We start from the raw sequence: 24,649 nt of genomic DNA on the forward strand, positions 1-24,649 counted from the left end.
ACGATGAATCACTCACTGCGATAGCGTGAGGAAAGTCAAACCAGATTAAAGATGAATGCTTATTGATGTGTGGCGGCGTCTTGCGACTCAAGCATATCAACCAGCGGCTGAAACTGCTCGCGGTTATGCTCGTTCATATGCATCAAAATACGATGCGCTTCGAGGATGCGGTCACGGAGCCCCTCTTCATCGGCAGGCTCTTCAGGTAACTCTTCGAGAGCATCGTTAAGCGTTGTGGCTTGCTGAATAGGTGCTTCCATCAGAGTGAAAAAGCGCGCAAAACCCATCACGTCAAGCATTTTTCGAACGTCATCATTATCGACAATAATGGTCGGTGGCTGCTCTAAGCGCCCTTTTACTGCCATTGCCACCTTAGCCAAGAAACCCAGCGCAGTTGAATCCACGTTGGTGGCTTCGCGCAGGTCAATCAGTACGGCACGCAACCCCGGTGTCTCAGCGAGACGTTGGGCTTGGGTATCGAGTGTCGCGCAAAGCGTTAAACGCACATCGCCACACAGCTTTAAAACAAAAACACCAGAATCGAACGCCGCTTTAATGCGGCCTTCTTCAATCAGCATGACCAAATCCGCTCACCATCATGATTGTTAGATCATCGGGTAAAGCATCGCGTTCCTGGTTAGCATCGAACTCTGCGTCCCCTTCTGCAAGGAGAGCATTGGTCTCTGCTAGCCGGTCGCGCAACTGCTCAAGCGTGACACTCTCGCTTACTAATTGCTCAAGCTCCTTGAGCCGCGTGTCGAGCGTTTTACCCGGCAAGCATTCCAATACACCGTCTGAGCAAAGCCATAAACAAAATTTGTTCGGCAAAGCACAACTAAGCGAAGGATACTCCACATCGGGGAAAAGGCCTACTGGCATTCCTTCGCCTTCAAGACGCCGTAGCTCTCCTTCTGCTGCTAAAAGCGGCATGGGAAGCTGAGCGCCGAGCGAATAGTGCAGAGTATGCGTCTCATGGTCAATAACACCGACAAATAAGGTGGCATGTTTGCCTATACCCGTACCCTGTAACTCCCGGTTCATCGCCTTTAGCCAATCCGGCGGTAAATTTTCTGGCTGTTGACCATCCCACTCACTCAACCAACGATTGCATAAATATTTTAGCAGTACCGTGACAAAGGCTGACGACGCACCATGCCCCGACACATCGGCAAAATAGAAGGCGCTATAACGATCGTTATAACGTTGATAGTCTAGAAAATCACCGGATAAATAGAGAGAAGGTGCAAATACATAGTCGTAATACACCCCATTGATGACTTTAGGGCGTAACGGCAGTAAACGCCGCTGGATATGACCACCACTCTGCTGATCCATACGCAGTAGCGCCAAATGCGTTTCTAAGCTCTCATTTAACTCGGCAAGACGCTCGTGGTCACGCTCACGTTCCAAGGCCAAATCATTTAGCTCGATGGCTTTACGGATCATGCGCCGCAGCAGCTCGGCATGGCGTAAAGGGTGGACGATATAATCCACCAGCCCAACATCAATGGCTTTGATAAGGTCAGCATCCTGGCGCGAGTCACTTACAACCAGCGTTGGTAAGCGTCGCGTAAGCTGCGACCACTGCTGGCGAGGCACGGCTCTGGCGTGGGCCACAATCAGCGCCGTATCCGCAGGCAAGTGGTCGATGTCTTCAGCGGCAAAGACCCACATACCGTCGCAGGTAATCGCTTCGGCCAGCGCATCGCGCTCTCGACCCGGCTCGTCGATCACCGCGATCAACTGCTTAGAATGCTCCATCATAAGCCTCAATCGGCGCTATTTTCGCCACCAACGCCGTCGTCACCAGCGTCGCTATCTTCAAAGTCACTGTCCTCAAAGTCGCTATCATCAAAGTCGAAGGTATCGCTGGCAAAGGGGTCATCACCCAATTTTCCATCGCTTACCTCGAACTGGCGGCTCTGTAAGTAAGCGTCACGAATAAATCGGTAGCGATCACCGCGAATCAACTCCTCCTGGTCGAGCAACCCCGCTCGGGTGTCAATCAGGTTGAGTGCTGTCAGGCTTATGCGAACAGTGTCGTCTTCTACGTAGGTAACCGGATACGCGGCTATGTCAGCAGGTAAGCCCGTGGTATCACGTAGCGTACTGGGGCCTAAGAAAGGCAGCACCAAGTAGCGTGAATCATCCCAGCCCCATACCGCCAACGTTTGGCCAAAATCCTCTTTATCCGCGGTAATTTCCATCAGCGTTGCGTAATCTAACAACCCGCCAATGCCAACGGTGGAGTTAATCAAAAAGCGCGAGGTAGCAAGGCCCGCATTAGCAGGCTTACCTTGGAGCACGCTATTAAGCGCGGTACGTACTTCGCCTAAATTGGAGAAAAAGTTACCTACCCCCGTCTCTACTGGATCAGGGGTAATAGTGCGATAGCCTCGTGCCACCGGCTTAAGCGCGTAACGATCCAGCACATCGTTGAACGCAAATACTTTACGGTTAAAACCTTCCCATGGGTCGTCTGGGTTGGTGTTTTCTACCGTTTGTGTACTGGCACAACCGCCGCTTGCTAATAACGCCACCAGCAGTAGCGGCAGCCCTTTTGAGCGCCACGAAAGCGTTGACTTGTCGTTACTTAACCACTGCCACATGACATTTTCCTTTTTCCAATTCCACAGCACGTTGACAGAAACCTACACCCGCCGAATGACGACACTGCCCGCACTATAGCCAGCGCCAAACGAACAAATCACACCAATATCGCCCTGATTGAATTGCTCGCGATGAAGGTGAAACGCAATAATGGAGCCGGCTGAGCTGGTGTTTGCATAGCGATCTAAAATGATCGGTGCCTGGGTTTCACTTGGGTCATACCCCAACACTTTGCGGGCAATCAAATCGTTCATATGCCGGTTAGCTTGGTGCAGCCACATGCGTTTAAGGTCGCTTCCGTTTAGCTCCAAGGACGCCAGATGATCGGTGATCAACTTGGCCACCATTGGGCAAACTTCTTTAAATACCCGCCGCCCCTCCTGCACGAACAGCTTATCCAAAGCCATCGGATCACTGTCCGTCACGCGATTTAAAAAACCCGCATTATTACGAATCGCGTTGGAAAACTTAGTGACCAAACGCGTACCGAGGATTTCAAACTGCTCATCAGCAACGGCAACAGCGCTATTTTCTAGTACCACAGCAGTACAAGCATCGCCGAAAATGAAGTGGCTGTCACGGTCTCGAAAATTAAGATGCGCTGAGCAGATTTCAGGGTTGACCACCAGTGCGCGATTGACGCTACCTGAGGCTATCGCGTTTGCCGCGGTTTCCAAAGCAAACGTGGCTGAACTGCAGGCCACGTTCATATCAAACCCATAGCCACTTGTTCCCAGTGTTTGCTGCACTTCAACTGCCACGGCAGGATAGGCACGCTCTAGATTTGAACAGGCAACAATCACTAGCTCGATATCAGCGGCATCCACTTGAGCGGCGGCCAGTGCCTGATGCGCAGCCTCGGTCGCCATCTCACACTGAAGCGAGGGCTCGTCATTACTCCGCTGTGGCAGTTTAGGCCGCATACGCTGTGGGTCAAGGATACCTGACGCATCGAGGACATAGCGGCTCTTAATCCCAGATGCTTTTTCAATAAACTCGCTGCTTGAGTTCGCCAGCGGCTCGCGTTCTCCTCGCTCAATGGCCTCGGCGTGCTGCTCATTCTCACCATCTACCCAAGCATTAAATGCCGCCACCAGGGCCGCATTATCAATGGCGTGTTCCGGTGTATAGAGTCCTGTACCGGTAATCACCACATGTGTCATGCCAATCTCCTTTAAGCGGCTTGCCGACGTGGCTGGCCATTGTTGGCTAGCGCATAACCTGCGACGAACCCATAACGTTACTGTGTGCGTAAAATAGCGCTTTTTCCAGCACCTTTTTTCAACCACTTGCTAAACGCTGACAATCTCTTGCCAACGCTTTTCAAGGCGTTTCACCGATACGGGCATACGGGTACCCAACTGCTGTGCAAAGAGCGACACCCTGAGTTCTTGCAACCACCAGCCAAAGGTCACTAACGTCGGGTCTTCGACACTCCCTCGCCGCTCACTTTTTCGACGAGCATCAAAACGGGCCTCTAATGCCTGAACATCCTGCATCATCATTTGATCTCGGCCACGTTCACGAGCGGCTTTTTCGAGCCGAAGTAGCGCCGCCTCGGTGTAGCGTGGATATTCATCCAGCCACTCGCCCGCATCGCGTATAAACCCTTGATAAACCAAACGCTGCATCTGTGCGCTAACATCGCTGTACACCAGCGCCAAGGCAAAATTGAGCTTACCTTTTAGCACCTTACTGACTGCCAAATGCCCTTGCAGTGCGGCTTCTACTTTCACCAGCAATGCTTTGGCTTCTTCAACGAGCAGACTCTGAGTAGCGGTCAGTCGCTCACTGAACTCCCCTTCTGAGCGCGGCAGCGGGTGCTGAGCGACGACCTGGGTAAACACCGCTAGCAGCAGGTCGTCAATCAGAGCTTGCTTGCTGCCTACTTTGGCAAATAGCAGCGCACACTTCTCCACGCCTGGCAGTTGCTTGATCGCTTTAACCTGTTCGGGCAGCTTGGCAATCGCCAGTCGAGCGATGCCCTCCTGGTGCGCGGCGTCAGCTTTTGCAGGGTGATCGAACAGCGCTACCTTGAACTCGCTGGCTTCGGCGCCCCTGGTTTCAACGACCAGCGCAGGATACGCCTCAACACGAATACCTGCTTGAGTGGTCACGCGAGAGGCAGGCAACGGCGATTTAGGCAAACCAGCAACAGCAGGTTCAGAACTCACCTGTTCGGCTAACGCCTGGGCGCCAGCACTGGCGGCTGCCTCAAAGCGCTGTTCCAGCGCCCGTAGATCACGCCCCTGACCAAGGGTTTCTCCCGCATGATCCACCACGCGAATATTCATGATCAAATGCGGTTCGAGCAAATCTAAGCGCCAGTCGTCCAGATGCACCCGCGTTGATGTCCGGCGGCGAATAAATTCTCCTAACGCCTCGGTTAACGGGCGTTGATCGGGCACCAAGGTTTCCAGCGCGGCATCCACCCAGTCTGGGATCGGCACCACTTGGCGACGAATGCTTTTTGGCAGCGACTTCAGCAGCGCAATACACTTTTCGCGTAACAGCCCCGGCACCACCCACTCCAGCGCATGCACCGGCACTTGCGGCAGCATAGCGGCGGGAACGGTCAGGGTGACACCGTCATCTTCAGCTTCCGGATCAAAGTGATAGCTCACCGGATAGGCGACGCCAGCAAGGGTTAAATGATCAGGATACTGCGCTTGGGTAATGTCGTCCGCATCGCGTGCTTTAAGCGAATCGATATCAAAATGCAGTAATTGCGGGTCTTGCTGCTCGGCCTGCTTGCGCCAGTGCTCAAAGCCCTTGCCGTTGACAATGTCGGCCGGAATCCGCTGATCGTAAAAATCAAACAGCGTATCTTCATCGACCAGAATATCCCGCCGCCGAGCACGGTCTTCCAGAGCTTCGACTTCATCAATCAGCGCGCGGTTATGGGCAAAGAAGGCCCCTTTGGTGTGAAACTCCCCTTCCACCAGCGCCCGGCGTATAAACAGCTCTCGGGACTCCTGGGGCGCGACTGGCCCGTAGTGCACCCGGCGCCGCGCCACAATCGGCAGTCCAAACAGTGTGACCTGCTCAAAGGCCACTACCTGGGCGCGTTTCATCTCCCAATGCGGTTCGCTGTAGCTGCGCTTAACCAAGTGCTGCGCCTGGGGCTCAATCCACTGCGGTTCGATTTTGGCCACGGTGCGGGCAAATAGCTTGGAGGTCTCCACCATCTCAAACGCCATGATCCATTTGGGCGACTTCTTGGCCAATCCAGAGCCGGGGTGGATCATAAATTTGCGATTGCGGGCGCCGAGATACTCGCGGTTCTCCACCAGCGTACCCAAATTGGAGAGTAGCCCTGAAAGCAGCGCCTGGTGAACTTTACCGGAGGTTTTACGGCGTGCCTGCTTAGCCTGCTCTTCGCTCTCTTCTTCATCACGTACAGGCGGCGCGGGTACGTCGATATCCATATCTCGCAGCAGCTGACGTAGCTGGCGGAAGGTATCGTGCCACTCGCGCATGCGCAGGTAGTTGATGTAGTGATCGCGGCACCAGCGGCGCAGTTGATTGCCCGACAGGGCCTCACGGGCGTTCTCAATGCCGTGCCAGAGGTTCAGCAAGGCGACAAAATCTGAATCAGGATCGTGCCAGCGTTGGTGGGCTTGATCCGCAGCTTGTCGTTTGTCAGCAGGCCGGTCACGCGGGTCTTGAATAGCCAGCGCCGACACCACGATCAATACATCGCGCAGGCTGCCGAATTCGGCGCCCGCCAACACCATGCGCGCTAGGCGTGGGTCAATCGGCAGCCGCGCAAGCTTTCGGCCAAGCGGCGAGAGATGCTGCCGCTCATCGACGGCACCCAGCTCGAACAGCAGCCGAAAGCCATCTTTAACAAAGCGGCTATCGGGGGGATCTACAAAGGGAAACGCCTCAATATCACCCAGTTTAAGCCCCAGCATCGAGAGAATCACCGACGCTAAGTTGGTGCGCTGAATTTCGGGGTCGGTAAAACCAGGCCGAGATAGAAAATCTTCTTCACTGTAGAGGCGAATACACACGCCTTCGGCGATCCGGCCACAGCGCCCCTTGCGCTGATTGGCGCTGGCTTGGCTGACCGCTTCTACCGGTAGACGCTGTATTTTGGAGCGGTAGCTATAGCGGCTGATACGCACCAGCCCTGGGTCGATCACGTAGCGAATGCCCGGCACCGTTAGCGAAGTTTCCGCGACGTTGGTGGCCAGCACAATACGCCGCCCTCGATGAGGCGCAAACACACGATTCTGCTCTTCATTGGAGAGTCGGGCGTAAAGCGGCAGAATCTCGGTACCCTTTAAATCAGCCCGGCGCAGAATATCGGCGGTTTCACGAATTTCACGCTCGCCGGGTAAGAACACAAGCACATCCCGGGGGCCATGCAGCCAGCCTTTCTCACGCTCAATAGCTTCGATCTCACCCACCGCGTGCAGGATTCCCTCTTGCAGCGTGCGGTCTTCCTCATCCTCGTCGTCACGTATTAGCGGACGATAGTGCACTTCAACAGGATAAGTACGTCCGGTGACTTCCACGACCGGGGCGGGGGTTGTCGCAGTGCCAAAGTGTTTAGCAAAGCGATCGACGTCGATTGTCGCTGAGGTAATGATGATCTTCAGGTCGGGGCGCTTAGGTAGCAAACGCTTTAAATAGCCGAGCAGAAAATCGATATTGAGGCTACGTTCGTGGGCTTCATCGATAATGATGGTGTCGTAGCGCAGCAGCAGCGGATCGTGCTGGGTCTCGGCCAACAAGATCCCATCAGTCATCAATTTAACCAACGTACTCGGGCTGCTCTGGTCAGTGAAGCGCACCTGATAGCCTACTTGGTCGCCGAGAGAGACCTGCAGCTCTTCAGCCAAACGCCCTGCAACGCTGCGGGCAGCCAGACGACGCGGCTGGGTGTGACCAATCAAACCGCGGCGACCACGTCCAAGCTCCAGACACATTTTAGGTAGCTGGGTGGTTTTGCCTGACCCGGTCTCCCCTGCCACCACCACCACTTGATGGTCGCGTATCGCGTTAACGATGTCTTCTTTGCGTTCAACTACCGGTAGTTCGGGGGGATAGTTCAGCGCGACTTGCTGGGTTTCACGCAGGCTAAGCTGTTGCTGAGAACGGTCGAGTTCACGCTGCACTTCATCCAAACCACGGCTGATGGGCTTGTTGTCGCGCTGACGGCGATATAAGCCCGCCAAGCGACGCTCCAGCCGCTCTGCATCGCGCAGCATCACACTCCCTGCCGCCTGTTGCAGCGACGCGAGACGTTGGCTATCGGTAGGGGCTGGGGATGTGTCGGTGGTCACGATTGAGTCGGCTTCCATTCACTTGGGCATTTAACAAGAGACATTTAGCTAGAGATATAAAAAATCAACCCGCTCAATTGAGCGGGTCGTATAGTGTAACGCTTTCATCTCCACGACGCCTAACCACAAAGCAAACAGAAAGTGGGCGAGTCCAGGTCTCCACAAGGGCGCTGTGAACCCGTCCGTGGGCGCTACTTTCGCCACCTGACCGCCATGGATGGCGGAAATGCCGGAATTGTCAGGAATATTTTCCGGCCATGGCGAAAGACCCTTGTTACAACCTGCCCTCGCCCGCTAATCGAGTGTTTATTAATGACTATCTGATGACGTTTTTGAAGGCTCTTCGTCGCGCAGCTGGCGGCGAAGTACTTTGCCCACGTTGGTTTTGGGCAGCTCATCTCGAAACTCGATGATTTTAGGCACTTTATAGCCGGTTAGCTCTTTTTTGCACCAGTCACGCAGCGTTTTCTCATCAAGCTGGCTATTTTTGCTCACCACAAACAGCTTAATCGCTTCGCCAGCATTTTCGTCCGGCACACCCACCGCTGCCGATTCAAGAACGTCCGGGTGGGCAGCTACCACATCCTCGACTTCGTTAGGATAAACATTGAAGCCGGAGACCAGGATCATGTCTTTTTTACGATCCACGATGCGGATATAGCCATCATCCTGCAGCACGGCGATATCACCGGTGTGGAACCAGCCATCTCCATCAATAGAAACGCGGGTTTCATCTTCACGCTGCCAGTAACCCTTCATCACCTGAGGCCCTTGAACGCACAGCTCCCCAGGTTCGCCCATTGGCACATCATTACCATCCGCATCAACGACTTTCACAGCAGTACCAGCAACCGGTTTACCTATGGTGCCCAACTGAATCGCATCGGTGGGATTGAAGCTTACGATAGGCGAGGTTTCCGTTAGGCCGTAACCTTCGGAAATTGGACAACCTGTGGTTTGTTCCCAGCGCTGCGCCGCCGCTTTCGTCAGCGCCATGCCGCCTGAGATTGTCAGTTTCAGCTTGGAGAAATCGAGCTGCTTGAAATCGTCCCGGTTACATAGCGCATTAAACAGCGTATTGAGGCCGATGAAAGCGGTGAACGGCAATCCCTTAAGCTCTTTGACAAAGCTATCCAAATCGCGAGGATTGGTAATCAACAGAGAGTGGTTGCCCGTTTCCATTAAAAATAAGCAGTTAACGGTAAATGTGTAGATGTGATAAACCGGTAGCGGCGCAATGACTAGCTCTTCGCCATCGGTTAAATGGGCGCCAATGGCTTCGCGGGCCTGGAGCATATTGGCGATTAGATTACGATGGGTCAGCATCGCCCCTTTCGGCATTCCCGTCGTACCCCCGGTGTATTGAAGCGCAGCTAGATCATCATGCGTTCTCTTGACCTCGGTATGGCTTAACGAGGCACCTTTTTTCAGCGCATCGCGAAAGCCAATTGCACTGGGTAGCGAATAGGCCGGCACCATTTTTTTAACGTGCTTCACCACTGCATTGATTAGCCAGCGCTTGGGCACATCGTGCAAGTCAGCTAATTGCGTGACTAGCACGTGTTTGATGTCTGTTTTATCGAGCACTTTCTCCAGCTTATCCGCCATGTTGGCCAAGATTAAAATGGCTTTAGCATTGGAGTCTTTGAACTGGTTAGCCATTTCCCGCTCGGTATATAGCGGGTTGGTATTGACCACCACCAGCCCCGCCCGAAGCGCGCCAAATACCGCCACCGGAAACTGCAGTACGTTAGGTAGCTGGATCGCGATTCGATCCCCGGGCACGAGGTCGGTTTCGTGCTGCAGCCAAGCGGCAAAGTCTGCTGACAGGCGGTCAAGGTCGGCGAAGGTTAGCGTTTTCCCCATACAGGAAAACGCAGGCTTGTCCTTAAAACGCTCTACTGCGGTATGAAAAACATCCGTGACTGAATCGTATTGATCCAACCCTTCAAGCGCTGGGCCACGTAAAACGGCGGCGTTGGCGTGTTCGCTCATGGGCAATCTCCGCTATTGGTGTCGGCGTAAGTCACCGACCTTGTTGTTGTCGCTAAGCTCTGTCTGAAAAATAAGTTAAGAAGCCCAACGATATACGACCTACAACAGGCTGTAAAACGATCGATTGAAACTTACGTTTCAACTTTAGCCCATGGTCGGGTTCGCTTTATTGGCTGCTTCTCTCATTACAATTTAGTAGTTCGTTCGTTTATGGACAGTAACGCGCCTGGATTTCTCCGTCGCGCCATACCAATAGCTCACCCGGCACCATGCGCTGCCAGGCTTCGTTGTGGGTGAGAGGTTCAGTGGCAATCACTGAAACGATGTCGTCAGGCGTGGTATGTTCGGCAAAATTCACCGTCATTTCAGCGTCAGAAAGTTCCGCATCACCAAAAGGCGCGCAGCGAGTAATATGGGCTAGTTTGGTGGCGCAAAACGTATATAAATAGCATCCATCAGAGAGCAGCATGTTAAAGACGCCCAATGCCCTGAGTTGCTCACATAGCTGATGCAACCGTTCCCAAAGAACTTCGGGTTCCGCAGGCGGCGTTGGAAAAGTACGGCGCAGCTCCCCCATTAACCAGCAGTAGGCGTGCTCGCTATCAGTGCTGCCAACCGGCGTGTAGTTTCCTAACGCAAGACTCTCCCAGCTGCTTAATTGGCCATTATGCGCATAGCACCAGGGGCGCCCCCACATTTCACGGGTGAAAGGATGGGTATTGGCAAGCTTTACGCCGCCCACATTCGCTTGACGAATGTGGCTGATCACCACGTTAGACTTAATGGGATAGTCGCAAATTAGCCTCGCGATGGGCGAGTCAACTGAGGGATGGGGATCACGAAAATCGCGGTAACCGCCCTCTTCATAAAAGGCGATGCCCCATCCATCGCGGTGGGGGCCGGTGCCCCCACCACGATGCAAAAAGCCCGAAAAGCTAAAACAGATATCCGTAGGCACATTGGCGCTCATGCCAAGCAGTTCACACATACGCTTCACACATGCTTAAACACCGAACAGCTGGTTAAGAGGCTCATTAACCAATCACCGGTTCACGACGACGAGAAGGCGGCTGGTCATCATTAGGTTCCTCTTCTTGTGTCACATACTCAGCATTGCTAGAACGACGCCACCACCACAGGGCGACACCAATAAGCGCGCCTAGCGCCATACCCAACACCAGCCACATCAGCCCGCCACGCAGCGCTGATCCGTTATTTTCTAGAAAGCCAACCGCTGCCACCATCGCCGAAGGTGCCCAACCGGTATAGAATTCACCCTCTTCAATCAACGGCAACCGGAAACTGGCGGGTGTCCATATCGCTCCAGCGACAGCCCACGTCATCACTAAGCGCGGCAAGCGAGGCAGGAAAGTAAACGCAAAGTAGACCGCGACAATCACTAACAGCGACAGACCGTAATAACTCAACCACAGCAGTGATGTTGAATTTGCAAACAGCATAATACCCCTCATGTGGGTGAACTCACCCGACGTTGATTTCCCGTTATGGTACCTATCAATTTATGAAAGCACAGCTAGGCATACAATCAGGCTTACCCGCTGCGCGATATTATCGCGCTAATGACCCGCAATGGCACTGGTTAGAAGAGCGCGAAAACACTGAAGTGAGCGACTTTTTAGAAGCCGCCAACCAGCAACAAGCCGATTGGTTTACCCCGCTAGCCCCGCTAGAAGAAGCGTTATACCAGGGCCATCTAGCGCGGCGCGAATTAGCCATCACTAGTCTTAAGACCCCACTTGATCACTTTACGTTCTGGAGCAAGACCGGCGCCAAAGACGACTACCCAAGCTGGTGGCGTCACCCCAATAACCAACCTGAGCAATATGAATGCTTCTTCGATGTTAGCGCCCGCGCCGCCGAGCATGACTTTTACGACATGGGCGACATGGCGCTTTCACCCGACGAGCAGTGGCTAGCGTGGACAGAAGATACCCAAGGAGACGAACGTTTTACGCTCTGGTTGAAAGCCTTACCCAACGGGGCACCCGTTCAACTACTTAGCGATATTGGCGCTGGCCTATGCTGGGCAGAAGACCAAACGGCCACCACAGCCACCCTACTCTTTACCCGCTTTGATGACACCCAGCGCCCCGACAGCGTATGGCGCATACCGCTACGCCTGGATAACCCCAGGGCCTCGTTGGCGCCTGAGCTGGTGCTGCGCGAGGAGGATCCAGAGTTTTGGATTGGCATTGGCAAAACACGTTCACGGTCATGGTTGCTGCTCGAAAGCGGCTCAAAGGACACCAGTGAGATTCACTTGCTGCCAGCACATACGCCGGCAGCAACGCCGCTCTGTATCCAGCCCCGCCAGGCCGGCGTCGAGTACAGCATCGACCATCGCCCAGGCAGCTTTTATCGCCTGCATAATCAGGCAGGCGCTCATTTTCAGCTTGATTATCTACCGGAAAGCCAGCTTGGCCAGCGTCAATTGAGCTGGCTAACCTTAATCGCTCACCGGGAAGAGGCCACGCTTGAAGGCGTTGATGCGTTCTCCTGGGGTCTGATGCTGGGTGAGCGCGACCATGACCAAGCGCAGGTGCGTTTAAGGCGATTAGTGTTTGACGCGCAGCATGCCTGCACATTGGATGAGTATCTTGCCCTGCCCGAACAGCCATGTTCACAACTGTTGGAAGATGCACCGCACTTTGATAGCCAGATACTGCGCTTGCGCGAAGAGTCGTTTACCCAGCCGCCCAGCTGGTTCGCGCTTGATCTCACCAGCGGCGAGCGAACGCTACTCAAACGTGCCCCCGTTTACGGCAATCTTCAGCCTGAGCAATTAATCAGTAAGCGCCTATGGGCCACCAGCCATGACGGTGAGCAAGTACCGGTATCGGTGGTCATGCGCGCCGACCTAGCGAATCAGCCTTTACCCACGCTGCTGTATGGCTACGGCGCTTATGGCGAGGCGCTAGATCCTTGGTTCTCTATCGCCCGGTTAGAGTTACTAGAGCGCGGCGCAGCTTTTGCTGTTGCTCACGTGCGAGGTGGCGGTGAGCGCGGTGAACCTTGGTATTTAAACGGCAAGATGGCCCATAAGGAAAACAGCTTCCATGATTTCCTGGCAGCGCGCGAGGCACTGGTTGAGCAAGGCGTCAGTGATCCGCGGCATGTCGTTGCCTATGGCGCCAGCGCAGGTGGGCTACTGGTTGGCACCTGCATTAACCGTGCACCTGATGCATTCTGCGCCGCCCTGCTGGATGTGCCCTTCTTGGACGTGCTGCGCACCATGCAGAATCCGGAACTTCCCCTGACGACCGCAGAGTACAGCGAGTGGGGGAACCCCGAAGACCCAGAAGTGGCCAAGCGAATAGCCGCGTACTCCCCTATCGACAATATCACGGCGCAGGCTTACCCAGCCCTGTGGATTGAAGGCAGCTGGTTTGATACCCGAGTCAGCTACTGGGAGCCAGCCAAGTTTTATGCCCAGGTATCACGGCAGCAGCAGGGTTCAGCGCCGGTGCTAATGCGTACGGATATGAGCAGCGGACACGGTGGCGCATCGGGGCGTTTCAAAGCCTGGCGCGATACGGCGCGGCAAGATGCGTTTATTCTTTGGGCGTTGGGGTTGGCAAAGCACTCTCAAACTTAGCTGACATAAATTGCTAATTATAACTTATTTCTACTTCTTGGCAGTGCTACGGCGCTGCTTTTTAATAACTAGACTTAATTTGATGAAAAGTTTTATGAAAATATTTTCCACAAACTATTCACTCGCTCACGGCTCTGCGTCATACTACACCTTAGTCGCATACACTAACGTCTAGTCCCTGTCTGTAAGCCCGATTTATAAGCTCGTTTTATAAGCTCATTTATAAGCCCAATGCTTATGACAGCTCTTTAGGAGTCAATAGAAGCCATGAAATACCAAGATCACTTCCCGACAATTTGGGACGCTCCTCGTAAAACTAGCGCCAAACCCGCTAGCCAGGCGCCAGCTAAAAAAGCACTTTCACCGGTTAAAGAAGCGTTTTTATCTATTTGGGATACCCCAAAGCGCCAGCCCAGCGCTTAAAACGTAAGGGATTACATCGGCAGCACGGCAATGATGTGTGACTCCAGCTGCTGCTCAGGTACCTCATCTTGAGAAACAGCAAAACCACGCACACTGATGCCTTTACGGTGAACCCGTTCGGCGTCATTGCTTAACAGCGGATGCCAGCCCGCCAGCTTGCGCCCCTCTGCCACCCGCCGATAACCACAGCTTTGTGGTAACCAAGTGAACTCCTTGACCAAGGCGGGAGTAAGCTGGGTGCAGTCGGGAACCGTTTTAAAACGGTTCGCATAATCGCTGCACTGGCAGCTATGGGTATCCAGCAGGCGGCAAGCTACGTTCAGTACTGCCAGTTCCTGGGTATCCTCGTCGTGCAACTTTAGCAGGCAGCACTGCCCACAGCCGTCGCATAGCGCTTCCCACTCCTGGGGCGTCAACTCTTCTAGGGTATAGCGCTCCCAAAAACGCTCACGCATCGCGGTTTCCATCGTTTTCTCCTTCACTACCACACAGAAACACGTCCTATAGTGGTGTATCAGTGTGGCTTAATTCTGCCAACAGCGCTGGCCATAAAGCCTGAAAATCGTCCTCTAGCGCTTGGTAATCGTCGCGCAGCCAGGGCACCAGAGCGGCAAGCTGATTCGGGCCAGACAATCGCTGGCCGATTCCTGCAACAGCGCGGCAGGTAAACGCAAAATCAGCGTAGCCTCTTAACCAGTCGTGCTCGACAAGTGATGGCACCATGCCCGCCAGCCGGTTCGGCGCAGAGCGTGCTAAGAGCAGTCGATAGCAGCGTTTTACAATCACTTCCTGGTCAGCCTGCCCCGCCGTATCACGGGCCAGAAAATGATCCCACACCATGTCGAGCGCAATGCCCGCATAGCGGCGCTGAGCAGGCGGGGCGCGTCGCCGCGCATTCACAACGCTCGGATGACTATCCACCCAGGCATCCACCCGGCGATGATGGCGAATGCCTAGCGCCGTGGCCGCCGGCCATTCACTTAAGTCGCGCCCCTTAACCCCATCGGCAATTAAATTGCCGTAGAGAAAATCATCGCTACCCGCCCTGACGAGCCAAGCATGGGCAAGAAAGTTCATGTAAAGCTGACGCTACTCATTGTCAGAACGCGCATTAGAATGCGAGGCCACATGGGCGCGATGTACGTCGAGCAAGTAGGCCTCTTTAGGCGGTGGCATCTGTAAATAGAAGCCTTTATCGTTAATACCTTCGACCACATCGGCCGCATTAACACGTGACAATTTTTTATCAGCTGTTAGCAGCATGGTAAAAACCGGCACCGGCTTACCAAACGTTTCCAGCAGTGGCTCTGGAATATTTGCCAATCCTTGACGTTTATCTACGTACAAATACATTTCATCTTTACGGGAGCTTTTGAACACCTCGCAAATCATTTTGTCGCTCATTATGGTCGCTCCTCAAGGGCCTGGGCCAGCGCAGCATTCAAATATTCTCCCCGCCAACCGCTCGGCCAGGTGCAAGGCTCGCCCGCCAAGTCCTGCATCACCAGTGTTTCAATATCACGGCGGCGCAGCAGCATTTCCGGTGCCACACCTAAGTCATTGGCTTTCGCCGTCACCGCTTTTTTAAGTGCCTTAAAGCGCGTTTTAAATGATGGATGCATAGGGTCTGGCCAACGTGTCGGCAGTGATGCTTCATCGCAATGCTGCGCCTGCTTCACCATTGCCAAAAGAGCATCACCCTCTTTTTTAATTAGCACCGGCTTAACGCCTTCCACTTCAGCGAGCTCGAAGCGGTTGCTGGGCATCTTTTCGGCGATGGCGAACAGTAACTTATCGCTAATGAGCCAATTGCGTGGCAAATCGCGACGGCGTGTTTCGCCTTCACGCCACGTAGTCATCAGCCGATACGCTTCCATTTGACGGGGCAGTAAGCGCCATAATTGGCGTTGACGGGTATACCACTGTTGATCGTTATCAACGCTACGGCCGGCCTGCTCAATCAAGCTAGCGCACTCAGCATCCACCCACTCGCGACGGCCTAGCGTAGTGAGCTTTTCAGCCTGTAGCGTCCAGACTTTTAATAAATAGATAACGTCCAGCGCGGCGTAATGGCACTGCGCAGGCGACAGCGGACGCACTAGCCAGTTTGAGCGTGTTTCCTCTTTAGGCAGCGTTTCACCGACCCAAAATTCGACCAGTTTTTGATACCCCATTCCTGGATTTTCACCCAAAAAGCCTTGTACTACCTGGGTATCAATTAAAGGTACGGGTAACACCCCTGCCCAGTGCTGAAAAACCTCCAGGTCCTCGCTACAGGAGTGGAGTAACTTAATCGCCCTGTTTTGCAGTAGAGCACGGAATTTATCAGTACACGGGACAGCCACCGGATCAATCAGATAAGCCTCTTCACCCGCGGTGAACTGAATCAACGCAGGCACTGGAAAGAACGTATTCTCTCGGAAAAACTCGGTATCCAGAGCAATCACAGAAGCATCGGCTACTTGATCGCACGCAGCATCAAGCGCCTCTGGAGTATCAAGCCATTGAAAAGAGGGAGTAAGAGAGGACAAAAGCATTCTTCCAAGTTGGCGCAAGCGCTGAAGCGCTTGCGTTTAGATAGGCTTATTCGCTGGCAAAAGGCAGGCGACCATTAAACGCGCGACTCAAGGTACCGCCATCAACATACTCCAGCTCACCGCCCATCGGGACGCCATAGGCAAGCCGCGAGAGTTTGACGCCATATTCTGCTAACTGTGAGGCAATATAGTGAGCTGTCGCCTCCCCCTCGATAGTAGGGTTCGTCGCCAACACCACTTCTTCGACGAGCCCTTCGGCGACACGTGCTTCTAACAAATCCAAACCAATCGATTCTGGGCCAATGCCATCTAACGGCGAAAGGTGACCGTGCAGTACAAAATAGCGGCCTTTAAAGCCTCCGGCCTCTTCAATCGCTAACTGATCGGCAGGTGACTCCACCACACACAGCAACGCATCATCGCGGCGTAGGCTTTCGCACAGCATGCAGATGTCGGCTTCAGTGAGCGTGCGGCAACGTTGACAATAGCCGACTTCTTCAATGGCTTGTTGAATAACTGCAGCGAGTCGCTGCCCCCCTGGGCGTTCACGCTCAAGCAGGTGCATCGCCATGCGCTGGGCCGTTTTAGGCCCAACGCCTGGCAGTACGCGAAAAGCATCCATCAACTGCTCAACGAGAGGAGAAAAACGCATTGCTTAGAACGGCATCTTAAAGCCGGGCGGAAGGCTCAAGCCAGCGGTCGCTTCTTCCATTTTTTCTTTAGAGCTAACTTCCAATTTACGCACCGCATCGTTGACTGCCGCGGCTAACAAATCTTCCAAAAGCTCTTTGTCTTCTTCCATAACGCTGGGGTCAATGGTCACGTTTGACACGTCGTGCCGACCATTCATCGTGACCTTGACCATACCGGCACCCGCCTCGCCCTGCACTTCGGCTTTGGCGACTTCTTCCTGGGCTTGCTGCATTTTTTCCTGCATCTCTTGGGCTTGTTTCATCAAGTTGCCCATTCCACCTTTAAGCATGGTCTAGTCTCCAACGTGGTTAAAAGATAGGTCGATATTGCGATGGTATGTGAGACAGCTTAGCGCATTTCACCGGCTGGCTTAACGCTGGATTCTATCAGCTTTGCCCCAAACGCCTGCTGTAATTTCTGTACATGGGGATCGTGATTGAGTAGATCAACCGCCTGGGCATGCCGCTCTTGATTAAGACGCTCTTCGCGCTGCCGGGGTGTTTCCAGGCTATTAGACAACTCAGCCACGTAAAACGCTATTCGCCGCGGCATGCCCTGCTCTTTTAGCGCCCGTTCAATACGTGTTTGGTGCACCTCCGCCCGCATGGCCTCCTGGCTAGGATCCAGGCGAAGGGTCAACAGCGTGCCATCATCACTCTCGACCAAACAGTTGCCTGCTAGATTTCGCGTCAAACCGCCCAACCCGAGTGCATCAAAGCATTGCAACCATTTTGCGTTGTCCAGCATACCAGCCGGGGCCACCGAAGCAGGTTCCTCCTGCGCAGGAGCAGGATCAGCTGTCAACTCGGGCGCTGGCGATGAAACCGGTTCCGGCGCTGTTGTTGATTCCGCTACAGGCGCTGGCTCAACCATAGCCGCGGACTCGGGGCCTTGATCAGGCGCGCCAACCTCTGACGATGGTGTTTCATTCTCGACAATCCAAGGAGGGAGCTCTTGTAACGGCGCCCCCTCTTCAGCAGCAGGTGGGGGCTCGGGCTGGGGTTCTGACTGTGCTTCTGGCGTGGACTGCGCTTCTGGAATGGACTGAACGTCAGGCGTTGTTTTCGTTTCTGGCGTGGGCGCTGGCGCTGATGCAACCGTGGCAGGCGCGAGAACGTGAGCATTCGTTTCTGACGCTGCCTCGCCTGTAGGCTCGCGACGCAGGGGCAGCGGCGTACGTGGCGGTTTCGGCACGCCTTGAGGACGAAACGCCAGCATGCGCAGCAGCGTCATCTCCAAGGCGCTGCGCAGATCCGGCGCGTGCACCATATCCCCGCGGCCCTGAATACCGATTTGGTAATAGAGCTGAATATCCTCGGCGGTAAAGCGGCTCGCTAGCTGCAGAATAACATCGCGGTCACCGTGGCTATTATCGACAGCGTCCGGCACCATTTGCGCCACCGCTAAGCGGTGCAGAATGCTTGAAAGCTCATCTAGCACCGCGGCAAAGTCGGGCCCTTGTTCTGCCAACTCAGCCACTTCGGCCAGTAAGCGCTGCACATCCACATCGGCCAGGGCTTCAGCAAGCCCAAGAATATGACGATGATCCAAGGTGCCCAGCATAGCAGCCACATCCGCATGGCGAACCGCCCCCTGACCAAACGCGATGGCTTGGTCGGTCAGGCTCATGGCATCGCGCATTGAACCTTCGGCTGCTTTGCCCAGCAGCCACAACGCGCTCTCATCAAATGCAACGCCCTCTTCCCCTAGTACGTAAGTGAGGTGCTCCACTACGCGCTCAGGTGGCATATGCTTGAGGGTAAATTGCAGGCAGCGCGAGAGCACCGTCGGCGGCAACTTTTGCGGATCGGTGGTCGCCAGTAGGAATTTAACGTGAGGAGGCGGCTCTTCAAGCGTTTTCAGCAGCGCATTAAAGCTGCTGGTGGAGAGCATGTGCACCTCATCAATCAGGTACACCTTGTAGCGCCCTTGGGTCGGCGCGTACTGAACGTTATCGAGTAGCTCGCGGGTATCTTCCACCTTGGTTCGAGAGGCTGCATCGACCTCAATCAGATCAACAAAGCGTCCTTCATCAATAGCTTGGCAGCTATCGCACTGCCCACAGGGGGTAGAGGTAATGCCTTCATCACCACGCCCGTTGGCCGTGCAATTCAAACATTTGGCGAGTATGCGCGCCAAGGTGGTTTTACCCACCCCACGGGTACCTGTAAAAAGATACGCATGATGTAAACGCCCCTGGTCAAGGGCATTTACCAAGGCGCGTTGAACATGGGCCTGACCAACGAGTTCGTGGAATGTGCGGGGTCGCCACTTGCGGGCCAGAACCTGATAGCTCATGAAGCTGTACTTCCTTCAGCGGGCTAACTTACCTCGCGCTGAAGACAGCGCAAGGTAAGTGCCACGGTGCATAACAATGTGTCATTCTAGCGGTTGCACCATAGCCCGCCAACCGCTTAGGGCGGAGTGCTCAACAACACTTAAGCGTTGTCACCACCCTCTGCAGCACCAGCGCGCTCGGCAGCTGCTTTCACCAGTTTTTCCAGCTCACCGTTTTGATGCATTTCCACCACGATGTCACAGCCACCGACTAGCTCGCCTTCTACCCATAACTGAGGAAATGTCGGCCAGTTAGCAATCTTAGGCAGTTCCGCGCGGATGTCCGGGTTATCCAGAACATTAACGAATGCAAAGCGCTCACCGCAGCTCATCAAGGCTTGCACGGTCTGGGCGGAAAACCCGCACTGAGGCAACTGTGGCGACCCTTTCATGAAAATAAGGATCGGGTTTTCGCTGATTTGACGCTGAATGTTTTCGGCGGTAGTGCTCATACTATTTCCTCGCTTATTGATGGCCGATGCTCACTCTCTACGTTCTTGAAACATAGCACTAGAGCGTAGCAGTTTAAAAAGTACCTGAGTAAAGCGCTCGGCTTTAACGTGTGGGGCTATTCTACGCATGCCGTTCGCGTTGCGCATCCCCTGCTGCATAGCTAGGATAGTGTTTTTGCGTGGAGAGAAGCTCTTATGGCGACACGCCATTTCCTGACGTTGTTGGATTTGACCCCGGATGAGCTGGATTATTTGATCCAGCGCGCCATTACCATCAAGACCAACCTTAAAGCCCAAGGCCCTGTTTATACACCCTTACCCAACCGCACCCTGGCGATGATCTTTGAAAAATCGTCAACACGTACGCGTGTTTCATTCGAAACGGGCATGGCACAGTTTGGTGGTCACGCGCTATTTCTCTCCCCTCGCGACACCCAACTAGGCCGCGGCGAGCCGATCGAAGATACCGCTCGCGTACTGTCGGAAATGGTCGATGCGGTAATGATCCGCACCTTCTCCCACGCAGGCCTGGAGGCCTACGCCAGCGCCAGCAGCGTGCCGGTTATTAACGCTCTGAGTGATGACTATCACCCCTGCCAGTTGCTAGCCGACGTAATGACCTGGACCGAGCTACGCGGCAGTGTAAAGGGACGCACGGCAGTATGGATTGGTGATGGTAATAACATGTGCCACTCCTGGATCAATGCGGCCCGTCAGTTCGGTTTTCATTTGCGCATATGCTGCCCGAAAGGCTACGAGCCACGCGCCGACATCATGGCGGCCGCTGGTGACCAGATAACATTGCTGCATGACCCGCAAGCAGCGGTCAAAGACGCCGACCTGATCACCACCGATGTCTGGGCCTCCATGGGCCAAGAAGAAGAACAGGCCAAACGTGAGGCGGATTTCGCTGGCTTCCAGGTAACCGAAGCGATGCTTGATCAGGCGAATCAAGAGGTGCTGTTCCTGCACTGCCTGCCAGCACACCGCGGAGAAGAGATCAGCCAGACGCTGCTTGATGACCCCCGCGCCGTTGTTTGGCAGGAAGCCGGTAACCGCCTACATGCACAAAAAGCGCTGATCGAGTTCTTACTGCTGGGCAGGGTTGCTGAGTAATTTTTACCGAAGACGAAAAAAAGCCTCGTTTAATCAACGAGGCTTTTTTCTATAATCCTGATAAATATTCTCAGGATTATATTTAATTTTGGTGGAGCCTAGCGGGATCGAACCGCTGACCTCAACACTGCCAGTGTTGCGCTCTCCCAGCTGAGCTAAGGCCCCACATGCTGCTCTTTTCGACAGCGAGGCGGATACTACGATGAACATTTACCTCGGTCAAGTTTTTGAACCACCAGCGTTGACTAATTCTCCTTTGTCGCCAGCTGTGGCACTCTATATGTCGTTAGCAAGATATGTAGTCAGCAATATAAAGTAGCGTACAAGGCCAACGCCTGAGCCCACGATGTTTCCATGCAGGAGCCTATCCATTGATCAGTGTACTTATCGCCGATGATCATCATTTAGTAAGAACCAGCATTGCGCACCTGCTAAACGAAGAGTGTGACATTAAAATTGTGGGCGAGGTCGACGACGGTGAAAATGCAGTGACACAGTGTCGCCATTTGAAGCCCGACATTGTGCTAATGGATATTCGCATGCCGGGCATCGGCGGGCTGGAAGCGACACGCCGCATTCACCGCACAATGGAGGACGTCAAGGTATTGATCTTGACCGCGCACATGGAAGACAGCGTACTGCGTCGCATGCTGGAAGCTGGTGCCTCAGGATTTTTAAGCAAAGGCGCAGACGCAATAGAGATGACCGACGCCATACGCCAAGTATTTCATGGTCGGCGTTATGTCAGTCAGGAAATTGCGCAACGCTTAGCCCTTTCACACTTTACCAATGAGGATAATCCGTTTAGCCACCTCTCCCACCGTGAGCTACAGATTGCCCTGATGATTGTTAACTGCCAACGCGTACAAGACATCTCAGATCGCCTGCACTTAAGCCCTAAAACAGTAAATACCTATCGCTATCGACTGTTTGATAAACTACAGATTGCTACTGACGTTGAGCTCACTCATTTAGCGCTCCGCCACGGGTTAGTCGAGGGGTTTGACGCCGCCCAGATATAACTCAATTTTCCCTGCTGTTATCGGGTACCGACACGCTGATATGACCTTTGATGCAAAACAGTTTCTAAGCTCGGTAAGTACCTCTCCTGGTGTTTATCGCATGCTTGATGAACAAAGCAACACGCTCTATGTGGGCAAAGCAAAGCGCTTAAAAGCGCGCCTTGCCAGCTATTTCCGTGGCCAGCTGAATACCAAAACCCAGGCCATGGTCGGACGCATCGCCGACGTTCAGGTCACCGTGACGCGGACTGAAACTGAAGCCCTGTTGCTCGAACAGACGCTGATTAAGCAACTGCGTCCGCCCTACAACATTTTGTTGCGCGATGATAAGTCCTACCCCTTTGTCTTTGTCACCGACCGTCACCCTTACCCGGCACTTGAGTATAAACGCGCTCGTCAACGTAGCGACGATGGTCGCTATTTAGGCCCTTACCCCAGCAGTGGTGCGGTACGGGAAAGCCTAGCGCTGATGCAAAAAATATTTCATATCCGGAACTGCGAAGACAGCGTGTTTGCGCACCGTTCGCGCCCCTGCTTGCAGTATCAAATTCAGCGCTGTAGCGCTCCTTGCGTCGACTATATTTCCGCCGAGGATTACCAGCGCGACGTTGAACATGCGGTGATGTGCTTGGAAGGCAAAAGCGAAAATGTCACCCAAGAATTGATGGAGGCAATGGAAGCGGCCAGCCAAGCGCTGAACTTCGAGGAAGCCGCTCGCCTACGCGATCAAGTACAGCAGCTGCGACAGCTTCAGCAGCGTCAGTTCGTCGATACAGGCGGTGGTGATGCGGATATTTTTGCCCTGGCACAGCGACCCGGTGCGCTAGGTGTTTCAGTGTTAAGTGTGCGCGACGGACGCCTGCTGGGGGCTCGCCATCACACGCCTAAAAACGATCTAGATTTACCGCTAGAGACACTGCTCACTGAAGTGGTTAGCCAATATTATTTTGGCCAACCGCATAACGTTCCTAGCGAAGTCATTACCAGCCACCCACTCGACGATAGTGAGCTGATTGCCGAAGCGTTGACGCAGCAGGCGGGTAAGCGCATCCGCGTCACCAGCCAAGTCCGCGGCCACCGCGCCCAGTGGCAACAGCTTGCGATCACCAACGCTGAGCAACAGCTAGCATCGCAGCTTGCCAATCAAACGCAGCTTACTCAGCGCTTTACCGCACTACAGAAAGCACTCGGCTTGGAAGAAACGCCTCAACGCCTGGAGTGTTTTGATATCAGTCACAGCCATGGGGAAGCGACGGTTGCTTCTTGCGTGGTGTTTGACCATCAAGGTCCACGTAAAAGCGATTACCGCCATTTCCGCATTGAAGGCGTGTCCGCGGGTGATGACTACGCCGCCATGCAGCAAGCGCTCACACGGCGCCTTAAACGGGTGAAAAGTGGGGAAGCGGTGGCCCCCGACATATTGATCGTTGACGGTGGTAAAGGGCAGCTCAACATGGCACGTGAGGTATTTAAAACGCTTGAGATCACCAATATCATTCTATTGGGCGTCGCCAAAGGCACCACGCGTAAGGCGGGGCTTGAAAGCCTGTTTTTGGAAACAGCGGACAATCCGCTTGATTTGGATCCGGCCTCACCGGCCCTGCATTTAATCCAACACATTCGCGATGAGTCACACCGTTTTGCCATTGCCGGCCACCGCGCCCAGCGCGATAAAGCGAGACGCACCTCGACACTTCAGGATATTCCAGGCATCGGCCCCAAGCGCAGGCGTGAGCTGCTGCGCTTCTTTGGCGGTCTGCAGGGCGTACAAAAGGCTAGCCGCGATGAACTCGCCCGCGTTCCAGGTATTAATGCCTCGCTAGCCGAGAGCATTTACCGGGCGCTCAATGGATAAACCGCCTCTTGGCATAGATGCTATCGGCCAAGGGGGATAGAATAAGCGCCAGACACTTCGAATCCTCTGATTTTCCGGCAAGGATCGCACCCTGCGATGAATATACCCAACATACTGACACTGGCGAGAATCGCCTTTATTCCGCTGCTAGTGGTGCTGTTTTATCTGCCCTTCAGTTGGAGCATGCCTTTAGCGGCAGGCCTATTTGCATTAGCGTCCGTCACCGACTGGCTGGATGGCTATTTAGCGCGGCGCTGGAATCAGTCAACGCCATTTGGCGCTTTTCTAGATCCGGTGGCCGACAAACTTATGGTCGTCGTGGCCCTGGCGCTATTAATAGAGCGCTATGACACTCTGGTACTCACGCTCCCAGCACTGGTGATTATTGGTCGTGAAATTGTCATTTCGGCGCTGCGTGAATGGATGGCCGAAATGGGCAAGCGTGGCATGGTGGCCGTGTCCTGGGTGGGCAAATTGAAAACAACACTACAAATGGTGTCACTGCTAATCTTGCTGGCGCTTCCACCAGCGCACGAATTTGCACTGTTAGGGATTATGGTGCTCTATGCCGCTGCCATTCTCACGTTATGGTCCATGATTCAGTACTTGAAAGCCGCCTGGCCACATCTTAGCCGCTCAATGTAAGCTGCTGATAAGTAAATAATGAACACGCGCCAATTCATTGATTGACAAGCTGGC

22 protein-coding genes and 1 tRNA gene are annotated in these 24,649 nt (G+C 54.0%); 6 read left to right on the plus strand and 17 right to left on the minus strand.

What is annotated here, in order from left to right; translation table 11 throughout:
- Nucleotides 1–59 precede the first annotated feature (59 nt).
- The 8 genes from Q3Y66_RS12370 to Q3Y66_RS12405 form a co-directional block, all read right to left on the minus strand.
- Nucleotides 60–578, minus strand: coding sequence for an STAS domain-containing protein (locus tag Q3Y66_RS12370; protein WP_008959515.1), 519 nt, complete (start codon nt 576–578; stop codon nt 60–62).
- Nucleotides 568–1,761, minus strand: coding sequence for a PP2C family protein-serine/threonine phosphatase (locus Q3Y66_RS12375; RefSeq protein ID WP_008959516.1), 1,194 nt, complete (start codon nt 1,759–1,761; stop codon nt 568–570). Before Q3Y66_RS12375 ends, Q3Y66_RS12370 begins: the two co-directional genes overlap by 11 nt.
- Before the next feature lie 8 nt (nt 1,762–1,769).
- A complete protein-coding gene (locus tag Q3Y66_RS12380; RefSeq protein ID WP_008959517.1) occupies nt 1,770–2,609 on the minus strand; it encodes a VacJ family lipoprotein in 840 nt (279 codons plus the stop codon).
- A 42-nt stretch (nt 2,610–2,651) separates the two neighbouring features.
- On the minus strand, nt 2,652–3,773 hold the full coding sequence (locus Q3Y66_RS12385; protein WP_008959518.1) for a beta-ketoacyl-ACP synthase III: 1,122 nt from the start codon (nt 3,771–3,773) through the stop codon (nt 2,652–2,654).
- A gap of 129 nt (nt 3,774–3,902) precedes the next feature.
- Nucleotides 3,903–7,922 carry an ATP-dependent RNA helicase HrpA gene (gene hrpA / locus Q3Y66_RS12390; RefSeq protein WP_035587368.1) on the minus strand — a complete coding sequence of 1,340 codons (4,020 nt, stop codon included), beginning with the start codon at nt 7,920–7,922 and terminating at the stop codon, nt 3,903–3,905.
- Between the two features lie 291 nt (nt 7,923–8,213).
- Entirely contained in the window at nt 8,214–9,899 is a 1,686-nt protein-coding gene (locus tag Q3Y66_RS12395) for an AMP-binding protein (protein WP_008959520.1), read from the minus strand.
- 208 nt (nt 9,900–10,107) lie between these two features.
- Nucleotides 10,108–10,887: a class II glutamine amidotransferase gene (locus Q3Y66_RS12400; protein ID WP_008959521.1), complete on the minus strand. Its 780-nt coding sequence runs from the start codon at nt 10,885–10,887 to the stop codon at nt 10,108–10,110.
- 46 nt (nt 10,888–10,933) lie between these two features.
- A complete protein-coding gene (locus Q3Y66_RS12405; protein WP_008959522.1) occupies nt 10,934–11,359 on the minus strand; it encodes a hypothetical protein in 426 nt (141 codons plus the stop codon).
- Nucleotides 11,360–11,421: 62 nt separating this feature from the next.
- Between Q3Y66_RS12405 and Q3Y66_RS12410 the strand changes: the two genes are divergently transcribed.
- Together Q3Y66_RS12410 and Q3Y66_RS12415 are read left to right on the plus strand one after the other, a co-directional pair.
- Nucleotides 11,422–13,515, plus strand: a complete 2,094-nt coding sequence (locus Q3Y66_RS12410) for a S9 family peptidase (RefSeq protein WP_008959523.1) — start codon at nt 11,422–11,424, stop codon at nt 13,513–13,515.
- Nucleotides 13,516–13,782: 267 nt separating this feature from the next.
- Nucleotides 13,783–13,938: a hypothetical protein gene (locus tag Q3Y66_RS12415; protein ID WP_008959524.1), complete on the plus strand. Its 156-nt coding sequence runs from the start codon at nt 13,783–13,785 to the stop codon at nt 13,936–13,938.
- Between the two features lie 11 nt (nt 13,939–13,949).
- Here the strand turns inward: Q3Y66_RS12415 and Q3Y66_RS12420 are convergent, their stop codons facing one another.
- The 8 genes from Q3Y66_RS12420 to grxD all read right to left on the minus strand — a co-directional run bounded on the left by Q3Y66_RS12420 (nt 13,950) and on the right by grxD (nt 19,957).
- Nucleotides 13,950–14,405: a YcgN family cysteine cluster protein gene (locus tag Q3Y66_RS12420; protein ID WP_008959525.1), complete on the minus strand. Its 456-nt coding sequence runs from the start codon at nt 14,403–14,405 to the stop codon at nt 13,950–13,952.
- A 34-nt stretch (nt 14,406–14,439) separates the two neighbouring features.
- Entirely contained in the window at nt 14,440–15,015 is a 576-nt protein-coding gene (locus Q3Y66_RS12425) for an ACP phosphodiesterase (protein ID WP_008959526.1), read from the minus strand.
- A 12-nt stretch (nt 15,016–15,027) separates the two neighbouring features.
- Nucleotides 15,028–15,342 carry a YcgL domain-containing protein gene (locus Q3Y66_RS12430; RefSeq protein ID WP_008959527.1) on the minus strand — a complete coding sequence of 105 codons (315 nt, stop codon included), beginning with the start codon at nt 15,340–15,342 and terminating at the stop codon, nt 15,028–15,030.
- The gene (rnd, locus tag Q3Y66_RS12435) at nt 15,342–16,475 is read right to left on the minus strand and encodes a ribonuclease D (RefSeq protein ID WP_008959528.1); all 1,134 of its coding nucleotides are present in this window, start codon (nt 16,473–16,475) and stop codon (nt 15,342–15,344) included. Before rnd ends, Q3Y66_RS12430 begins: the two co-directional genes overlap by 1 nt.
- A 46-nt stretch (nt 16,476–16,521) precedes the next feature.
- The gene (gene recR, locus Q3Y66_RS12440; RefSeq protein WP_008959529.1) at nt 16,522–17,127 is read right to left on the minus strand and encodes a recombination mediator RecR; all 606 of its coding nucleotides are present in this window, start codon (nt 17,125–17,127) and stop codon (nt 16,522–16,524) included.
- Nucleotides 17,128–17,130: 3 nt separating this feature from the next.
- On the minus strand, nt 17,131–17,457 hold the full coding sequence (locus Q3Y66_RS12445; RefSeq protein WP_008959530.1) for a YbaB/EbfC family nucleoid-associated protein: 327 nt from the start codon (nt 17,455–17,457) through the stop codon (nt 17,131–17,133).
- 59 nt (nt 17,458–17,516) lie between these two features.
- Entirely contained in the window at nt 17,517–19,466 is a 1,950-nt protein-coding gene (gene dnaX / locus Q3Y66_RS12450) for a DNA polymerase III subunit gamma/tau (RefSeq protein WP_008959531.1), read from the minus strand.
- A 140-nt stretch (nt 19,467–19,606) separates the two neighbouring features.
- Nucleotides 19,607–19,957: a Grx4 family monothiol glutaredoxin gene (gene grxD, locus Q3Y66_RS12455; protein WP_008959532.1), complete on the minus strand. Its 351-nt coding sequence runs from the start codon at nt 19,955–19,957 to the stop codon at nt 19,607–19,609.
- A gap of 195 nt (nt 19,958–20,152) precedes the next feature.
- Here grxD and argF point away from each other — a divergent pair, with 195 nt between their 5' ends.
- Nucleotides 20,153–21,073 (plus strand): ornithine carbamoyltransferase, encoded by a 921-nt coding sequence (argF, locus tag Q3Y66_RS12460; protein ID WP_008959533.1) that lies wholly within the window; start codon nt 20,153–20,155, stop codon nt 21,071–21,073.
- 89 nt (nt 21,074–21,162) lie between these two features.
- On the opposite strand, the gene Q3Y66_RS12465 is transcribed toward argF, so the two are convergent.
- Nucleotides 21,163–21,238: transfer RNA gene (locus Q3Y66_RS12465), tRNA-Ala, on the minus strand.
- A 206-nt stretch (nt 21,239–21,444) separates the two neighbouring features.
- Here Q3Y66_RS12465 and uvrY point away from each other — a divergent pair.
- The 3 genes from uvrY to pgsA all read left to right on the plus strand — a co-directional run bounded on the left by uvrY (nt 21,445) and on the right by pgsA (nt 24,595).
- Nucleotides 21,445–22,095 carry a UvrY/SirA/GacA family response regulator transcription factor gene (gene uvrY / locus Q3Y66_RS12470; protein ID WP_008959534.1) on the plus strand — a complete coding sequence of 217 codons (651 nt, stop codon included), beginning with the start codon at nt 21,445–21,447 and terminating at the stop codon, nt 22,093–22,095.
- A gap of 40 nt (nt 22,096–22,135) precedes the next feature.
- Nucleotides 22,136–23,950 (plus strand): excinuclease ABC subunit UvrC, encoded by a 1,815-nt coding sequence (gene uvrC, locus Q3Y66_RS12475; protein WP_035587371.1) that lies wholly within the window; start codon nt 22,136–22,138, stop codon nt 23,948–23,950.
- 96 nt (nt 23,951–24,046) lie between these two features.
- Entirely contained in the window at nt 24,047–24,595 is a 549-nt protein-coding gene (pgsA, locus tag Q3Y66_RS12480) for a CDP-diacylglycerol--glycerol-3-phosphate 3-phosphatidyltransferase (RefSeq protein WP_008959536.1), read from the plus strand.
- Nucleotides 24,596–24,649 lie beyond the last annotated feature (54 nt).

It is taken from the genome of Halomonas sp. HAL1 (genome assembly GCF_030544485.1).
Classification (GTDB): domain Bacteria; phylum Pseudomonadota; class Gammaproteobacteria; order Pseudomonadales; family Halomonadaceae; genus Vreelandella; species Vreelandella arctica.

What these genes read in the sequence shown, in the direction of transcription:
- Q3Y66_RS12370 (WP_008959515.1), bottom strand. Translation starts at nt 578, where the DNA reads ATGCTGATTGAAGAAGGCCGCATTAAAGCGGCGTTCGATTCTGGTGTT.
- Q3Y66_RS12375 (WP_008959516.1), bottom strand. Translation starts at nt 1,761, where the DNA reads ATGGAGCATTCTAAGCAGTTGATCGCGGTGATCGACGAGCCGGGTCGA.
- Q3Y66_RS12380 (WP_008959517.1), bottom strand. Translation starts at nt 2,609, where the DNA reads ATGTGGCAGTGGTTAAGTAACGACAAGTCAACGCTTTCGTGGCGCTCA.
- Q3Y66_RS12385 (WP_008959518.1), bottom strand. Translation starts at nt 3,773, where the DNA reads ATGACACATGTGGTGATTACCGGTACAGGACTCTATACACCGGAACAC.
- hrpA (WP_035587368.1), bottom strand. Translation starts at nt 7,922, where the DNA reads ATGGAAGCCGACTCAATCGTGACCACCGACACATCCCCAGCCCCTACC.
- Q3Y66_RS12395 (WP_008959520.1), bottom strand. Translation starts at nt 9,899, where the DNA reads ATGAGCGAACACGCCAACGCCGCCGTTTTACGTGGCCCAGCGCTTGAA.
- Q3Y66_RS12400 (WP_008959521.1), bottom strand. Translation starts at nt 10,887, where the DNA reads ATGTGTGAACTGCTTGGCATGAGCGCCAATGTGCCTACGGATATCTGT.
- Q3Y66_RS12405 (WP_008959522.1), bottom strand. Translation starts at nt 11,359, where the DNA reads ATGCTGTTTGCAAATTCAACATCACTGCTGTGGTTGAGTTATTACGGT.
- Q3Y66_RS12410 (WP_008959523.1), top strand. Translation starts at nt 11,422, where the DNA reads ATGAAAGCACAGCTAGGCATACAATCAGGCTTACCCGCTGCGCGATAT.
- Q3Y66_RS12415 (WP_008959524.1), top strand. Translation starts at nt 13,783, where the DNA reads ATGAAATACCAAGATCACTTCCCGACAATTTGGGACGCTCCTCGTAAA.
- Q3Y66_RS12420 (WP_008959525.1), bottom strand. Translation starts at nt 14,405, where the DNA reads ATGGAAACCGCGATGCGTGAGCGTTTTTGGGAGCGCTATACCCTAGAA.
- Q3Y66_RS12425 (WP_008959526.1), bottom strand. Translation starts at nt 15,015, where the DNA reads ATGAACTTTCTTGCCCATGCTTGGCTCGTCAGGGCGGGTAGCGATGAT.
- Q3Y66_RS12430 (WP_008959527.1), bottom strand. Translation starts at nt 15,342, where the DNA reads ATGAGCGACAAAATGATTTGCGAGGTGTTCAAAAGCTCCCGTAAAGAT.
- rnd (WP_008959528.1), bottom strand. Translation starts at nt 16,475, where the DNA reads ATGCTTTTGTCCTCTCTTACTCCCTCTTTTCAATGGCTTGATACTCCA.
- recR (WP_008959529.1), bottom strand. Translation starts at nt 17,127, where the DNA reads ATGCGTTTTTCTCCTCTCGTTGAGCAGTTGATGGATGCTTTTCGCGTA.
- Q3Y66_RS12445 (WP_008959530.1), bottom strand. Translation starts at nt 17,457, where the DNA reads ATGCTTAAAGGTGGAATGGGCAACTTGATGAAACAAGCCCAAGAGATG.
- dnaX (WP_008959531.1), bottom strand. Translation starts at nt 19,466, where the DNA reads ATGAGCTATCAGGTTCTGGCCCGCAAGTGGCGACCCCGCACATTCCAC.
- grxD (WP_008959532.1), bottom strand. Translation starts at nt 19,957, where the DNA reads ATGAGCACTACCGCCGAAAACATTCAGCGTCAAATCAGCGAAAACCCG.
- argF (WP_008959533.1), top strand. Translation starts at nt 20,153, where the DNA reads ATGGCGACACGCCATTTCCTGACGTTGTTGGATTTGACCCCGGATGAG.
- uvrC (WP_035587371.1), top strand. Translation starts at nt 22,136, where the DNA reads ATGACCTTTGATGCAAAACAGTTTCTAAGCTCGGTAAGTACCTCTCCT.
- pgsA (WP_008959536.1), top strand. Translation starts at nt 24,047, where the DNA reads ATGAATATACCCAACATACTGACACTGGCGAGAATCGCCTTTATTCCG.